Below are 15,219 nucleotides of genomic sequence, written 5' to 3'. Positions count from 1 at the left end.
TGTTCGATAGCCTAGCGGCATACGTCCGCGAGATCAGTCAGGGACACACCCCCGTTGCGCCGGCCACGACCGTTGCACCCACGTGCCGTGACGCCGCCGCATGCCATCGACGCGGCGAACCCAGCAAACCCGGGTTAGTCTTCCAGCGGACCTTGTCGGCTATAAGCTGATGAGCCTTGACACCACGCCAAACAGGGAGCGGGCCGACAACTTGAGCATCGAGACTGTGTCGCCACCTCGTGATTTCATGGCTGCTAGCTACGGAGTCGAGCTCGATCCGGTGATCTCCATCCTGCGGCACTGGTGGAGACGCCCGGACCAATACGACCTGCTGTCCGGCTACCTTGCCGCCCGTAACCTGCAGTCATTCGCAAGGCTGGCCACCGCGCTGTATCTGGGCGGAATGAGCGTGGTCACGATTCTCATCCTGTTGAGTTCGACTGCACCGGCGTCTCCGGTGCTGCACGGACTGTCGATCGCATTCGCCGCGGGTTGGATGATCTCGGCAGTGGTGTGGTCGATGCAGTGGCCGACTCGCAGGCAGTCACTGGCATTCATCCTGTTCTTCGACGCGGGCCTCGCCTACAACTGCCTGTCGGTCACAGATCCGAGAGTCGGACTCACAGCGTGCATCGCCTTCGCCGCTGTCGCCGCATTCGTGGCGTTCCTGCACACCGGCATTCACCTGGTGATGACCCTGGCGATCGCCCTGATCACAACTGGCATCTGCAGCGTGCATTACGCCATCTCAGTCGATCCGGCCGGCGCAATGGCCACACTCATCACGGTCATGTTCTCGCTGCTGTCCGTTCCGATCACGGTCAAGGTCAGCATGCACATCCTCGGCGACCTGGCCGCCGAAACCGACACCGACGAACTCACCGGCTTGTTGAACCGACGCGGCTTCGGCCGCGCTGCCGACCAACTGACGAGTTCAGTGCTGTCCGCCGGCAGCACAGACCTTGGCGTCATCATGGTCGACCTGGACAGATTCAAGCTCGTCAACGACACGCAGGGACATGCCGCCGGTGATCAATTGCTGATCGCAGTCGGCGGAATCCTCGTCAAGGCCGCAGGCACCACGGAGTCGGTCGTCGCGCGTTACGGCGGCGAGGAGTTCGTCGTCGCCGCAGCATTGGGCAGCGCGGCACTGCGAGATCTCGCGGAGGAAATTCGGACGGATGTCGAGGCATTGCCCGACGCTGTCACCGTGAGCGTTGGCGTTTCCGGTATCAACTCGGCAGCATTGACCGCCGATCACGAACTGCTCAGGCGCCTGGTCACGGACGCGGACGAGGCGATGTATCTGGCGAAGCGTGCAGGTGGAAACCGCGTGGTAGATCACCTCGATCGAGCATCTTGAGGCCAGCAAACCTCACTGCGTGCGGTGTTCGGGCGGATGACACAGTAGAGGCATGCATGTCGTGATAGCCGGTGGCCACGGAAAGATCGCCCTGCTTCTGGAGCAGCTCCTCGCAGACCGGGGTGACTCGGTGACCGGGCTGATCCGCAACCCAGCCCAGATTCCCGATCTGGAGTCGGTCGGTGCCACCGCCATCACGCTCGATCTCGAGCGAGCCTCGGCCCAGGACGTCGCCGAACAGGTACGGGGAGCCGATGCGGTGGTGTTCGCTGCGGGCGCCGGCCCCGGCAGCGGCGCCGGCCGAAAGCAGACGGTGGACCGCGACGCCGCGATCCTGCTGGCTGACGCCGCCGAGGCGGCCGGAGTGACCCGGTACGTGATGGTCTCGGCGATCTCGGCCGATGACCGGGCGCTCGACGACGGATATGACGAGGTCTTCCGCGCCTACATCCGGGCCAAGTCCGAGGCAGATGCCAACGTTCGAGCCCGCCGCGGCCTACGCACCACCATCGTGCGGCCCGGGCGGCTCACCGACGACCCCGGGACTGGACGCGTGCACATCGCCGAATCCACCGGGCGCGGCAGCATTCCGCGGGCGGACGTTGCGGGAGTGCTGTTGGCGGTGCTGGATACCCCCAGCACCGCGGGCCAGACTTTCGAGCTGATCTCCGGGGACACCCCGATCGCGGCGGCTCTGTACTGAACCTGGCGGGCGGCTGAGCCGCTACTCCTCGTCGAGCTGTGCGGCGACGTCGTCGGGGATGTCGACGTTGGTGTACACGTTCTGCACGTCGTCGCTGTCTTCGAGCGCGTCGACCAGCTTGAACACCTTTCGGGCGCCCTCCAGATCGACCTGGACGGACACCGACGGCTGGAAGCCGGATTCGGCCGAGTCGTAATCGATGCCGGCATCCTGCAGCGCCGTCCGCACCGCGACCAGGTCGGTCGGTTCACAGATGACCTCGAACGCTTCACCCAGGTCGTTGACCTCTTCGGCACCGGCGTCCAGCACAGCCATCAGCACGTCGTCCTCGGTCTGGCCGTTCTTCTCCAGGGTCACCACACCCTTGCGCGAGAACAAGTAGGACACCGAGCCGGGGTCGGCCATGTTGCCGCCGTTGCGGGTCATCGCGACGCGCACCTCGCCCGCGGCCCGGTTGCGGTTGTCGCTCAGGCACTCGATCAGCACAGCAACACCGTTGGGGCCGTAGCCCTCGTACATGATGGTCTGCCAGTCGGCGCCGCCGGCTTCCTCGCCTGCGCCACGCTTGCGCGCCCGCTCGATGTTGTCGTTGGGAACCGAGGTCTTCTTGGCCTTCTGAATGGCGTCGTACAGGGTCGGGTTACCACCCGGATCGCCTCCGCCGGTGCGCGCGGCCACCTCAATGTTCTTGATCAGCTTGGCGAACTCTTTACCCCGGCGCGCGTCCTTGACGGCCTTCTGATGCTTGGTAGTCGCCCACTTGGAATGGCCGCTCATGCGTGTACGCCCTCTTTCTGGTGAAGCCTCGACGGTCCAGTTTACGTGGATGGTCGGCCGACCCGGATCAGACGGTCACATGCGATGGCAGCCCGACGATTCCGCCGGGCTGCCATCGCACCGCGCTACTACTTCTGGGTGGGCACCGTCAGGTTGTAGACGGTGTCCGATCCGACCTTCATCGGAGCGAAGTTGGTACTGACCCAGTCGGCGATGTCTGAATGCACGTTGCCGCCGCCGTGTCCGTTGTTGTCGGCCACGATGTAGTAGCCGACCTCGTGGTTGGCCACGTAGGACTGGAACTGCTGCAAGGTCGGCGCCGGGTCGCTGCCGCCGAATCCACCGATCGCAATCACCGGTGTCTTGGTGGCCAGCTCCAGATTCGCTGCCGCCGAAGACCGGTTGATGGCCGCCGACCATTTGGTGTTGGTGGCTTTCAGCAGCGCGTCCAGCTCGGCATTGTCGTCATCCTGGCCCCAGCCACCGTGACCGTTGTCGTCCTTGTCTGCCGGGCCGACCGACGGGCCGCCGCCGGTGTGTGACTGGCCGAAGGTGGCGATCGTGTACGCCGCCGATCCCCCGACCGCGCCGAACAGTGCGAGCCCCAACGCAAGTGTCGCGATCCGCTTGCGTGCGTCCTGACCGCCGGCCCACACCAGCGCGACGGTGGCAACGACCGACACCACCAGGATTATCCAGCGCAGTGCGGGCATCCAGTCAGCATTGCGGCCCAGGACCACGAAGCCCCACACACCACTGGTCAAAAGCATTGCAGCCAAGCCGATCCGGTGGAACATCGACTCACGCCGGCGCCACATTTCGACCACCCCGATGGCGAACATCCCGGCCATCGCGGGTGCCAACGACAGGCAGTAATACGGATGGACATTGGTCTTCATGAAGCTCAACACCAGGCCGTCGACCACCAGCCAGCCGCCGAACAGGATGGCGCCGGCCCGGACCAGGTCGGTGCGAGGCGCTCGGCCCCGGGAGATCAGCACCAGCACGAATGCCAGCAGGGCGCCTGGGATCAGCCAGCCGATCTCGAACCCGAACTCACCGGTGAAAAGCCTTGGCAGTCCCTGAATCTGGTCACCGAAGCCACCTCCGTGGTGCTGCGAGGCCTTCACTGCCTCACCGGCGGCGTGGCCGACGTGTTCACCGGTGACGGTGTGCACCTGCGACGGTCCTTCCGGAGCGCCCTTGCCCATGTGGTTCTTGCCGAGCAATCGGCCGAAGCCGTTGTAGCCCAGCACCAGATTCATGAAATTGTTGTTCGTCGAGCCGGCGATGTAGGGCCGCGACGACGCGGGCCACAGCAGCGTCAACACCACGAACCAGCCCGCCGACATCAGCAGCGACGCCAATGCGCCCAGCAGGTGCCAGATCCGGCGGCGCAGCGTGACCGGTGCGGCGATCAGGTACACCAGCCCGAGCGCCGGCATCACCATGAGGCCTTCGAGCATCTTGGCCAGGAACGCGAAGCCGAGTGCCACGCCGGCCAAGGCCATCCACTTGCCGCCACCGCGGCGAGCCGAGTCGTCGACACCGGCTTGCAGGGCCCGGACGGTGAAGTAGCCGGCCAGCGTCATCAACAGCACCATGGCGGCGTCGGGATTGTTGAACCGGAACATCAGAGCGACCACCGGGGTCAGGGCCAGGAGCCCGCCGGCGAACAGGCCGGCCGCCGGACCGCTGATCCGCCGCACCGCGGCGTACAGCAACCAGACCGCACCGACCGCCATCAATGCTTCGGGAACCAGCATGCTGGCGCTGCTGAAACCGAAGATCTGGCCGGACAGGGCCATGACCCACTGCGACAGCGGCGGCTTGTCGACGGTGATGACGTTGTTCGGATCGAGCGACCCGAACAGCAACGCCTCCCAGTTCTTCGATCCGGCCCACGCGGCCGCGGCGTAGAAGCCGTTGCCCATGCCGTTGATGGTGATGTTCCACAGATAGGTGATCGCGGTGACGATCAGCAATGCCGCCAGCGCGCCGCGCTCACCCGCCTTGGTCTGCAGGGAGAACCGACTGCGTAGCTCGGCAACGTCCGGCGTGGCGGGGGCGTCCAAGACAGCTCCAGATGTCGTACTCACGCCACCATTAAGACCGGTCCAGCTATGCCTCACCTGTGAAGCCCTCCAGTCGTGCCTATGACTGCGTGATTTCGATAACTAACGCGTTACGAATTCAGTGAACATTCGTACACTCTTTGCATGAACAGCCCGATCACCAGCGAAGCCGGCGCACTTGCCGAACTCAGCTTGCGCGAATTGGGCACCGCGGTCGGCGGCATCCACAAAATTCAGCGGGCCATTTCCGACCGGGTGTTCCGCTATGTCGGGTTCGGCGTCGGACCGGCCGTCAAGCCGACAAAGATCATCTACGACGCCATCACCGACGGCGTCTACACGGCTGTCGCCAACACAGCAACGGCTGCTGCACCTGCGATCGGCACGGCCGTCGATGCGCAGATGGCGGCTACTCCCCGGCTGTCCGACCATGCCCGGGGCGCCGGGGCGCTCGCAGCGGTGCAGGGTCTGATCGGTGACCGCCTGCACGAACAGCGCTCGCCGTTGGCGACGACCATGTCGGTCCGGGTGGACCGGCGACGGATAGACCCCGACCCGGAATCGATCCGGACCGCGTTTCCCCACGCCGCGGCGGACATTGTGGTGTTCGTACACGGACTGATGGAGACCGAGGCATTCTGGGCGCTCGGCGACCGGCCCACCTACAGCCGACGACTCGGCTCCGATATCGGCCTCACCGGTGTCGAGATCCGCTACAACACCGGCCTGCACATCTCCGAGAACGGCCGACTTCTCGCCGAGCTACTGGGACGGCTGGTCGCCGCGTGGCCGGTACCGGTCCAGACCGTTTCGCTCGTCGGGCATTCCATGGGCGGCCTGGTGATCCGCTCTGCATGCGCGGCGCCCGACCAGTCCTGGGTGGATCTGGTCCGCAATGTCGTCACCCTCGGCACCCCGCACACCGGTGCTCCGCTGGAGAAACTCGTCCACTTCGGATCGGCGGCACTCGATGCGCTGCCCGAGACCCGCCCGCTGGGCACCCTGTTGCGCCGGCGCAGCACCGGAATCCGAGACCTACGCTTCGGCTCCCTCGACGACCGTGACTGGCAGGACCGCAATCCCGATGCGCTGCAAGCCGATCCGCAGATCGACGTACTACTGCTCGACGGAGTGTCGTACTACTGCGTCAGCGCGACACTCACCGGCAGCGCCGCCAACCCGATCGGCTGGCTGATCGGCGACGGACTGGTTCAGGTACCCAGCGCCCACGGCCGGAGCCGCACGCGGCGCATCGATTTTCCACCCGGCAACCGGATGCACCTCAACAAGGCGAACCATTTCACACTGCTCAACAACGACGCGGTCTATGAGCAGCTGCGGCAGTGGCTGACCCCGTGACTTCGCCCTACAGCGAGTCGACGAACAGCTTGTGGATACGACGGTCGCCGGTCACCTCGGGGTGAAAAGCGGTGGCCAGCATGCGCCCCTGCCGTACCGCAACCGGATGGCCGCCCGCGCGCGCCAGCACCTCGACGTCCGGGCCGACCCGCTCGACCCACGGCGCCCGGATGAACACCGCGTGTACCGTCCCGTCAATCCCCTCGAAGTCGACATCCTCTTCGAACGAATCGACCTGTCGACCAAAAGCGTTGCGCCGCACCGTCATATCGATCCCGCGCAGCGGCAGCGCCTCGCGTCCCGGAACCCCGGCATCCATGATCTCGGTGGCCAGCAAGATCATGCCCGCGCACGAGCCGTAACACGGCATCCCGTCGGCCAACCGGGAACGCAGCGGTTCGAGCAACTCCAGCTCCCGCAGCAGATGACTGATCGCGGTGGACTCGCCACCCGGAATCACCAGAGCATCAACAGAATTCAGCTCACCGAGCCGGCGAACAGTGATGGCCTCAGCTCCGGCGTCCCGCAGCGCAGCGAGATGCTCTCGAGTGTCCCCTTGCAGAGCCAGGACACCGACGCGCGTCACTGCGCCGGCGGGGCGAAACCGCGCACGTAGCGGGTCAACCCCTCCTGCATCACCGCGGCCACCATTTCGCCGTACTGATTGAAGATCTTGCCCTGGGTCAGAGCGCGGCCACCGCATGCCGAGGGCGAAGACTGGTCGTACAACAACCATTCATCGGCGCGGAACGGCCGCATGAACCACATGGCGTGATCCAACGAGGCGACCATCATGTGCTTGCGTACGTCGAGGTGATTGACCTGGGCCGAACCCAGCAGAGTCAGATCGCTCATGTAGGCCAGCGCACAGATGTGCAGCACATGGTCGTCGGGCAGCGGGTCACGATGGCGGAACCACACCTGCTGCTGCGACGCCTTACCCGCAACCCGGGCCACCTGGTCACGCGGCACGATCCGGACATCCCACTCGGCGAACTGGGCGAACCCGGCATCGTCGAACGCTCCGGCCGACCGAAACCCCTTCGACAGGTCGGGCGGCGGCGGTACCGGCATGACGTCCTGGTGCTCAATCCCGCTCTGATCGGTCTGGAACGACGCCGACATCGAGAAGATGGTCTCGCCGTGCTGGATGGCGCTGACCCGGCGGGTGCAGAACGAGCCACCGTCGCGGATCCGCTCCACCAGAAATACGGTCTTCGCCCGCGCATCGCCGGGCCGCAGAAAGTAACCGTGCAGCGAGTGCACCTGGAACTCCGGGTCCACCGTGCGCACCGCCGAGACCAGTGACTGTCCCGCCACATGACCACCGAAAGTGCGCTGCAGGAAACCGGATTCGGGACTGAACACCCCTCCGCGATAGATGTTGACCTCAAGCTGCTCGAGATCAAGAATCCGCTCGATCGCCACTACTGCGGTCCGCTCTTCGCACAAGCGCTCACGGCCGGCTTACCAGCCGCGCTCGGCGAGCCGGTGCGGCTCTGGCACATCCTCCACGTTGATGCCCACCATGGCCTCACCCAGACCGCGCGACACCTTCGCGAGGGTGTCCGGGTCGTCGTAGAACGTGGTGGCCTTGACGATGGCCGCGGCGCGGGCGGCCGGGTCGCCGGACTTGAAGATGCCCGAGCCGACGAACACGCCCTCGGCGCCCAGCTGCATCATCATCGCGGCGTCCGCCGGGGTGGCGATGCCGCCGGCGGTGAACAGCGTCACCGGCAATTTGCCGGCCCGCGCAACCTCGACCACGAGGTCGTAGGGAGCCTGCAATTCCTTTGCCGCAACGTACAGTTCGTCCTCCGACAGCGACGACAGCCGGCGGATCTCGCCGCCGATCTTACGCATGTGGGTGGTGGCATTGGAGACGTCGCCGGTGCCGGCCTCACCCTTGGAGCGGATCATCGCCGCGCCCTCGTTGATCCGACGCAGGGCTTCGCCGAGGTTGGTCGCGCCGCACACGAACGGGACGGTGAACTTCCACTTGTCGATGTGGTGGGTGTAGTCGGCCGGGGTGAGCACCTCGGATTCGTCGATGTAGTCCACGCCCAGGCTCTGCAGGATCTGCGCCTCGACGAAGTGACCGATCCGCGCCTTGGCCATCACCGGGATGGTGACCGCTTCGATGATGCCCTCGATCATGTCGGGGTCGCTCATCCGCGACACGCCGCCCTGGGCACGAATGTCGGCGGGTACGCGCTCGAGCGCCATCACCGCGACGGCGCCGGCACCTTCAGCGATCCGGGCCTGCTCAGGTGTGACGACGTCCATGATGACGCCGCCCTTGAGCATCTCGGCCATGCCGCGCTTGACCCGAGCCGTACCGGTCTGGGTTTCAGGGGCGGTTTCCACAGCTATCTCCTCCGATTTGTGACTACCCAAAGTCTAGTGGCCGGGCAAAATCGGTTATCCCCGCACGTCGCCCGGGCTCATTGGATGGTCTGCGGCGCCCGGGCCGAATCCAAGAGCCCAGGCCGGCCGTCGGCCAACTGCCCTGCCTCCGTAAGCAATTCACCGAGTTGCAATGGATAGACCGTCTCTCCGGCAGCAGCCAGCGCCGCGATGACCGCAGTGTCACACCAGCGGTGCCCGTGAATCGACGCGCGCTCGATCGAGGTGTGTCCGCTCGTCACCGGCTCGAACTGTGACGTGCGGTACACGAAGAAGAACTCTTCGCTGCGGATCACCGCCCGGTTGAACTCGAATACCGAATCGCGACGCCACACCGGACCGACCAGGTCGCCCGGTCCGACGGACAGACCGGTCTCCTCGCCGATCTCGCGCACGGCCGCAGCGGGCAGGGATTCGCCCGGCTCGACGCCTCCCCCGATGGTGAACCACCAGCGCGGCGCCGACGCCACAGCCGGGTCCGACCCGCAGAACAGCAGGACCCGGTCGTCCTCGTCGAGTAGCACCACCCTGGCCGAGACCCGCCGCCGCACCGCCCCGGCCTCGTGTCGGGACGCGCGCTCGACGATCTCGAAATAGGTTGGCATGGCGGCGGTTCCGCCCAGGCGTAGCCAACGCACCAGCCGCCGCTCGCGCAGGGCCAGGGTGTCGCGCACGGCATCGTTGTGAAACCGGCGGGCCAGCAAGACCCGGGCCTCGGCGTCAGCCAATTCAGCGACCAACCCCACCGGGATCGACGCGGGTTCGACCTGTGCCAGCGCCGCCGACAAGGCGTTCTCCGCAGCTTCCCGATCAGGACGCGGCACTTCCTCTGCGGTGTCGGCGAGCCCGATCAGCCGCCGCCCAGGCGGGCGCGGTCCGTACGCGTCGGCGGCAACCGCACGGGCCACTACGGCACGACGGGCCAGGGCGCTGTCCAGCGCCTGCCAGGACAGGTCGTAGCGGACGTGCAGCCGATCCAGGCGGTGTGCGGTCTGGTAGGCCCAGACGGCCAGCAGCAGGATCGCCAAACCCAGCACTACCAGCGCCGCAAGTAGCACCACGTGCGTCATCAGCCATCCACCTGGACCTTCATCCCCGCACCCGCGACCGTCTCGTACACCCGCAGGATCTGCTGGGCCACCACCGACCAGTCATAGCGGCGCACGGCTTCGGTGCCGGCGCGTGAGTAGCGGCTGCGGGCATCCTCGTCACGCAGTAGCTCGATCAAGGCCTCTGCCAGGGCGTCCGAATCGTCAACCGGCACCAACCGGCCGGCCTCACCGGCGTCGAGTACCCGACGGAAGGCATCAAGGTCGCTGGCCACCACCGCAGTGCCGGCGGCCATGGCCTCGACCAGCACGATGCCGAAGCTCTCGCCACCGGTGTTCGGTGCGCAGTACACATCGACGCTGCGCATCGCCGACGCCTTCTCCGCGTCGTCGACCAGGCCCAGGAACCGCAGGTGCCCGGCATGCTCGCCCGCGGCCTCTTTGAGCGCTTCCTCATCACCCCGGCCCACGATCAGCACCTCCACATCGGGGCAGGCCTCGACCAACGCGGGCAGCGCCCCCAGCAACACCTGCATGCCCTTGCGCGGCTCGTCGAAGCGTCCCAGGAACAGCACGCCGCCGCCGGGCCGCGGGTAGTCCGGCAACAACGGCGCCGTCGAGAACGAGGCCACATCCACGCCGTTGGGGATCTCCACCGCGTCGGACCCCAGCGCCTCCATCTGCCAGCGACGAGCCAGATCCGACACCGCGATCCGGCCCATGATCTTCTCGTTCCACGGCCGCAGAATCCCCTGAAACACACTGAGCGTCAATGACTTTGTCGTCGAGGTATGAAACGTCGCGACGATCGGACCGGTAGCGATCATCAAGGCCAGCAGCGACAGGCTCGGTGCGTTGGGCTCGTGCAGATGCAGAACATCGAATTCGCCCTGCAGCAGCCACCGCTTGACCATCCGGTGGGTGGCGGGGCCGAACCGCAGCCGGGCGATCGATCCGTTGTACGGGATCGGGACCGCCTTGCCGCCGGAGACCACATAGTCCGGCAGGCTCTCGTGTGTCTCCGACGATGAAGGTGCCAGCACGCTGACCTCGTGGCCGTAGCTGCGCATCACCTCGGCCAGTTGCAGCACGTGTGCCTGAACCCCGCCCGGTACGTCGAACGAGTACGGACACACCATGCCGATGCGCATCAGTCGTTCCCGGCCAACCGGGCGCGGCGTTCCTCGGAGAGATCGGCCAGCCATTGCGGCTGCAGCATGTGCCAGTCGGTGGGGTGCGCGGCAATACCCGCCTCGAAACGAGCTGCCAGCCCCTGGGTGATGGCCGCGACGTCGCCGCTGGACGTGTCCAGCGGACCGGAGATATCGAACACCCAATCGTCCGGCGTGTTCCAGCAGTGCACGGTCATCAGCGCCGCGCCGGTGTCCAAGGCCAGCTTGGCCGAGCCGGCCGGCAGCCGGGTGGCCTCACCAAAGAGGTTGACCTCCACACCTTTACGGGACAGGTCGCGATCAGCCATCAGGGCGACGACCCGGTTCTCCCGCAGGCGCTCGGCGAGCACCTCGAACGGCGGTCGCACCCCGCCGGTCAGCGGCAGGATCTCAAAGCCCAACGTCTCGCGATACTCGACGAAACGCCGGTACAGCGACTCGGGCTTGAGCCGTTCGGCCACCGTGGTGAACTTGCCGTACTGGTGCACCACCGATACCCCGGCCATGTCCCAGTTGCCGCTGTGTGGGAGCGCCAGGATGACGCCGTTGCCCCGTTCCAACCCAGCGTCGATGTGTTCGGTGTTCAGCAGGCAGTGCCGCAGGCGCTCACCGAGCGTGCGCTGGTCCATCGACGGCAGCCGGAACGCCTCACGCCAGTACCGGGCGTAGGAGGCCAGCGAGGCACGAACCAGGCTGCCGGGAACCTTGTTCGGCCGACAGCCGAGAACCCGGGACAGGTTCTTGCGCAACTGCTCCGGTCCCCCGTCGCGTGCCATGTACAACGCCCCGGCATCAAACATGTTGCGAGCAGCGAACTCCGGCATGGTGCGGACCAATTGCCAACCTGCGGCGAAGCCCAGGTCGGTCAGCTGCTCGCCCAGGGGAAGTTTCAATCCGCCGAACGACGGCACGCCGCCGGTGGGAACGCTCATTGCTCGTCCTCCTGCTGCGGGTTGTCCGACGGCAACGGCTCCTGCGCACCCGGCGAACGACGCACCGAGACCACCCGCTGGCCCAAGGTGACGATGCTGGCCACGGCCAGCAGCCACATCGCGATGGGTAGCGCCAGCGGCAGCGGATGGATCGGCAGATCGGAGAACCCCGCGCCGACCAGCACGATGATCAGCCGCTCCGGGCGTTCGATGAGGCCACCGTCGGCGTTCAGGCCACTGGCCTCGGCGCGGGCCTTGATGTACGAGATGACCTGCGAGGTGACCAGGCAGATCAAGGTGGCCGCCACCAGCGGCCGGTCGTGCATATCGAAGGCGATCCACCAGAGCAGACCGCAGAACACCGCGCCGTCACCGATCCGGTCACAGGTGGCGTCCAGTACCGCTCCGAACCGGGTGCCGTAGCCACGTTCGCGGGCCATCGCGCCGTCGAGCATGTCGGCCAGCACGAAGAACCAGACCACCAGGGCGCCGTACCACAGGTGACCCGTCGGAAAGAGTGTCAGTGCACCGGCTACCGAGGCCGTGGTGCCGATGACGGTGACCGCGTCCGGGCTCAGGCCGATACGCAATGCGCCGCGCGCCAGCGGGCGAGAAAGCTTCGCGTAGGCCGCGCGGGTCATCAGGTAGAAGTCGCTCACGAACTGTCGTCTTCCCCGTCGCTACGCTCGCCCCGAAGGTCGTCTTCCCCGTCGCTGCGCTCGCCGTTCTGCGCCACCCACTCATCGGCCAGCAGCTTGCGGGTGTCGCGCAACAGCTGCGGGATCACCTTGGTGCCGCCGATGATGGTGATGAAGTTGGCATCGCCGCCCCACCTCGGCACCACGTGCATGTGCAGGTGGTCGGCCAATGAACCGCCCGCCGAGGTGCCCAGATTGAGCCCGACATTGAAGGCATGCGGATTCGAGATGGCCTTCATCACCCGAATTGCCTTCTGGGTGAACGACATCAGCTCGCCGCTCTCGGCATCGGTGAGGTCTTCGAGTTCGGAGACCTGCCGGTAGGGCACCACCATCAGATGACCAGGGTTGTACGGGTACAGGTTCAGCACCGCATAGACCTGCTCGCCGCGGGCGACGATCAGGCCTTCTTCGTCGGACATCTTGGGGATGTCGATGAACGGCTGCTTCGAGGCGGCCGAGCCTTCGCCCTTTTTCATCGGGGCATCGACGATGTAGCTCATCCGGTGCGGAGTCCACAGCCGCTGCAGGTGGTCGATGTCGCCGACGCCGCGATCCACGATGCCGCCGTCTGCACTCACGTCGGAGAACCCTGATCGACCTGCACCAATTCGGCTGTCGGGAAAGCATTTTCGCGGCGGGCGATCCAGTCCACGATGGTCTGCACCGCTTGATCGCGCGGCACCCCATTGATCTGAGTGCGGTCGCCGAACCGGAAGGACACCGCACCGGCCTCGAGGTCCTTGTCGCCCGCGAGCAACATGAACGGCACCTTCTGGTTGGTGTGGTTGACGATCTTCTTGGCCATCCGGTCGTCACTGGCGTCGACCTCGACCCGCACCCCGTGCGACTTCAGTTGGGCCGCAACGTCATACAGGTAATCCACGTGCGCGTCGGCGACCGGGATACCGACCACCTGCACCGGCGCCAGCCAGGCCGGGAACGCGCCCGCGTAGTGCTCGGTCAGCACGCCGAAGAACCGCTCAATCGAACCGAACAGGGCGCGGTGAATCAGCACCGGACGCTGCCGCGAACCGTCGGCGGCGGTGTACTCCAGCTCGAACCGGTCGGGCATGTTGAAGTCGAGCTGGATGGTCGACATCTGCCAGTGCCGACCGAGCGCATCCTTGACCTGCACCGAGATCTTCGGGCCGTAGAACGCGGCGCCACCCGGATCGGGCACCAATTCCAGGCCCGAGGCCACCGCCACTTCGCGCAGCGTCTCGGTGGCCTCGTCCCACATCTCATCGGAGCCGACGTACTTGTCCGGGTCCTTGGTGGACAACTCCAGGTAGTAGTCGTCCAGGCCGTAATCGCTCAGCAGGTCGAGCACGAACTGCAACAGCGTGGTCAGCTCCTCGCGCATCTGCTCGCGGGTGACGTAGATGTGCGCGTCGTCCTGGGTCATCCCGCGTACCCGGGTCAGGCCGTGGATGACGCCCGACTTCTCATAGCGGTACACGCTGCCGAACTCGAAGAGCCGCAACGGAAGTTCACGGTAGGAGCGCCCACGTGACCGGTAGATCAAGTGGTGCATCGGGCAGTTCATCGGTTTGAGGTAGTAGTTCTGCCCCGGCTTGCGCAGCTCACCGTCCTCGGTGTACTCGGCGTCGATGTGCATGGGCGGGTACATGCCGTCGGCGTACCACTCCAGGTGGCCCGAGGTGATGTACAGCTGCTCTTTGGTGATGTGTGGGGTGTTGACGAATTCGTAGCCGGCCTGCTGGTGCTTGCGGCGCGAGTAGTCCTCCAACTCACGACGCACGATGCCGCCCTTGGGGTGGAACACCGGCAGACCCGAGCCGAGCTCGTCGGGGAAGCTGAACAGGTCCAGCTCGACGCCCAGCTTGCGGTGGTCGCGGCGCATGGCTTCCTCGATCAGTTCGAGGTGCCGGTCCATGGCCTCCTGCGATTCCCAGGCGGTGCCGTAGACGCGCTGCAGGCTGGCGTTCTTCTGGTCGCCGCGCCAGTACGCGGCGCTGCTGCGGGTCAGCTTGAACGCCGGGATGTACTTGGTGGTCGGGATGTGCGGTCCGCGGCACAGGTCGCCCCAAATCCGTTCGCGGGTGCGAGGATTGAGGTTGTCGTAGGCGGTCAGCTCATCGCCGCCGACCTCCATGACGTCGGGATCGCCCGACTTGTCGTCGACCAGCTCGAGCTTGTAGGGCTCGTTCGCGAGTTCGGCGCGGGCCTGGTCCTTGGACTCGTACACCCGGCGGTCGAACAGCTGCCCGTCTTTGACGATCTTGGCCATCCGCTTTTCCAGCTTGGCCAGATCCTCGGGAGTGAACGGCTCGGGCACATCGAAGTCGTAGTAGAAGCCGTCGGTGATCGGCGGGCCGATACCGAGCTTGGCCTGCGGGAACAGCTCCTGCACCGCCTGCGCCAGCACGTGGGCGCAGGAGTGCCGAATGACGCTGCGGCCGTCATCGGTGTTGGCTGCCACCGGGGTGACCTCGACATCGGTCTCGGGGGTCCAGGACAGGTCGCGCAGCCGGCCATCGGCCTCACGGACGACCACGATGGCATCGACCTCGCCACGCTGCGGCAGCCCGGCTTCCCGGACCGCCGCCCCGGCGGTAGTCCCGGCAGCGACCCGGATCGGGACGACTGATACGGGGCTGGCGGCGGCGGTCATCGGGACTCTCCTATGCGGTCAGGGCGTGGATCGCGACCAATGCTATC

General features: G+C 66.1%; 14 protein-coding genes. 3 read left to right on the top strand and 11 right to left on the bottom strand.

The window, feature by feature from the left end; translation table 11 throughout:
• Positions 1–247 precede the first annotated feature (247 nt).
• Complete coding sequence (locus ABIA30_RS02940) at positions 248–1,363, top strand: diguanylate cyclase (RefSeq protein WP_370061912.1); 1,116 nt, start codon at positions 248–250, stop codon at positions 1,361–1,363.
• A gap of 52 nt (positions 1,364–1,415) precedes the next feature.
• Positions 1,416–2,066 (top strand): NAD(P)H-binding protein, encoded by a 651-nt coding sequence (locus ABIA30_RS02935; RefSeq protein ID WP_370061911.1) that lies wholly within the window; start codon positions 1,416–1,418, stop codon positions 2,064–2,066.
• Positions 2,067–2,087: 21 nt separating this feature from the next.
• On the opposite strand, the gene ABIA30_RS02930 is transcribed toward ABIA30_RS02935, so the two are convergent.
• Together ABIA30_RS02930 and ABIA30_RS02925 are read right to left on the bottom strand one after the other, a co-directional pair.
• Entirely contained in the window at positions 2,088–2,843 is a 756-nt protein-coding gene (locus tag ABIA30_RS02930; protein ID WP_370061910.1) for a YebC/PmpR family DNA-binding transcriptional regulator, read from the bottom strand.
• 128 nt (positions 2,844–2,971) lie between these two features.
• The gene (locus ABIA30_RS02925; protein ID WP_370061908.1) at positions 2,972–4,942 is read right to left on the bottom strand and encodes an ArnT family glycosyltransferase; all 1,971 of its coding nucleotides are present in this window, start codon (positions 4,940–4,942) and stop codon (positions 2,972–2,974) included.
• 120 nt (positions 4,943–5,062) lie between these two features.
• Here ABIA30_RS02925 and ABIA30_RS02920 point away from each other — a divergent pair, with 120 nt between their 5' ends.
• Positions 5,063–6,277, top strand: a complete 1,215-nt coding sequence (locus ABIA30_RS02920; RefSeq protein WP_370061906.1) for a lipase family alpha/beta hydrolase — start codon at positions 5,063–5,065, stop codon at positions 6,275–6,277.
• Positions 6,278–6,284: 7 nt separating this feature from the next.
• Here ABIA30_RS02920 and pdxT read toward each other — a convergent pair whose 3' ends face one another.
• From pdxT to thrS, 9 genes are all read right to left on the bottom strand, one after another.
• Positions 6,285–6,863, bottom strand: coding sequence for a pyridoxal 5'-phosphate synthase glutaminase subunit PdxT (pdxT, locus tag ABIA30_RS02915; RefSeq protein WP_370061904.1), 579 nt, complete (start codon positions 6,861–6,863; stop codon positions 6,285–6,287).
• Positions 6,860–7,705, bottom strand: coding sequence for an acyl-CoA thioesterase II (tesB, locus tag ABIA30_RS02910; RefSeq protein ID WP_370061902.1), 846 nt, complete (start codon positions 7,703–7,705; stop codon positions 6,860–6,862). The genes pdxT and tesB overlap by 4 nt, the downstream gene beginning before the upstream one ends.
• Positions 7,706–7,744: 39 nt before the next feature.
• Complete coding sequence (gene pdxS / locus ABIA30_RS02905; RefSeq protein ID WP_370061900.1) at positions 7,745–8,644, bottom strand: pyridoxal 5'-phosphate synthase lyase subunit PdxS; 900 nt, start codon at positions 8,642–8,644, stop codon at positions 7,745–7,747.
• Positions 8,645–8,721: 77 nt separating this feature from the next.
• Positions 8,722–9,753, bottom strand: a complete 1,032-nt coding sequence (locus tag ABIA30_RS02900; RefSeq protein WP_370061898.1) for an NUDIX domain-containing protein — start codon at positions 9,751–9,753, stop codon at positions 8,722–8,724.
• Entirely contained in the window at positions 9,753–10,883 is a 1,131-nt protein-coding gene (locus ABIA30_RS02895) for a glycosyltransferase family 4 protein (protein WP_370061896.1), read from the bottom strand. The genes ABIA30_RS02900 and ABIA30_RS02895 overlap by 1 nt, the downstream gene beginning before the upstream one ends.
• Positions 10,883–11,836 carry a phosphatidylinositol mannoside acyltransferase gene (locus ABIA30_RS02890; protein ID WP_370061894.1) on the bottom strand — a complete coding sequence of 318 codons (954 nt, stop codon included), beginning with the start codon at positions 11,834–11,836 and terminating at the stop codon, positions 10,883–10,885. The genes ABIA30_RS02895 and ABIA30_RS02890 overlap by 1 nt, the downstream gene beginning before the upstream one ends.
• Positions 11,833–12,495 (bottom strand): phosphatidylinositol phosphate synthase, encoded by a 663-nt coding sequence (pgsA, locus tag ABIA30_RS02885; RefSeq protein WP_370061892.1) that lies wholly within the window; start codon positions 12,493–12,495, stop codon positions 11,833–11,835. The genes ABIA30_RS02890 and pgsA overlap by 4 nt, the downstream gene beginning before the upstream one ends.
• Positions 12,492–13,115 carry an HIT domain-containing protein gene (locus ABIA30_RS02880; RefSeq protein ID WP_370061890.1) on the bottom strand — a complete coding sequence of 208 codons (624 nt, stop codon included), beginning with the start codon at positions 13,113–13,115 and terminating at the stop codon, positions 12,492–12,494. Before ABIA30_RS02880 ends, pgsA begins: the two co-directional genes overlap by 4 nt.
• Positions 13,112–15,172: a threonine--tRNA ligase gene (thrS, locus tag ABIA30_RS02875; RefSeq protein WP_370061888.1), complete on the bottom strand. Its 2,061-nt coding sequence runs from the start codon at positions 15,170–15,172 to the stop codon at positions 13,112–13,114. The genes ABIA30_RS02880 and thrS overlap by 4 nt, the downstream gene beginning before the upstream one ends.
• Between the last annotated feature and the right edge of the window lie 47 nt (positions 15,173–15,219).

Source organism: Mycobacterium sp. MAA66 (assembly GCF_041261665.1).
Taxonomy (GTDB): Bacteria; Actinomycetota; Actinomycetes; order Mycobacteriales; family Mycobacteriaceae; genus Mycobacterium.
This window is presented reverse-complemented; position numbering and strand designations above follow the sequence as displayed.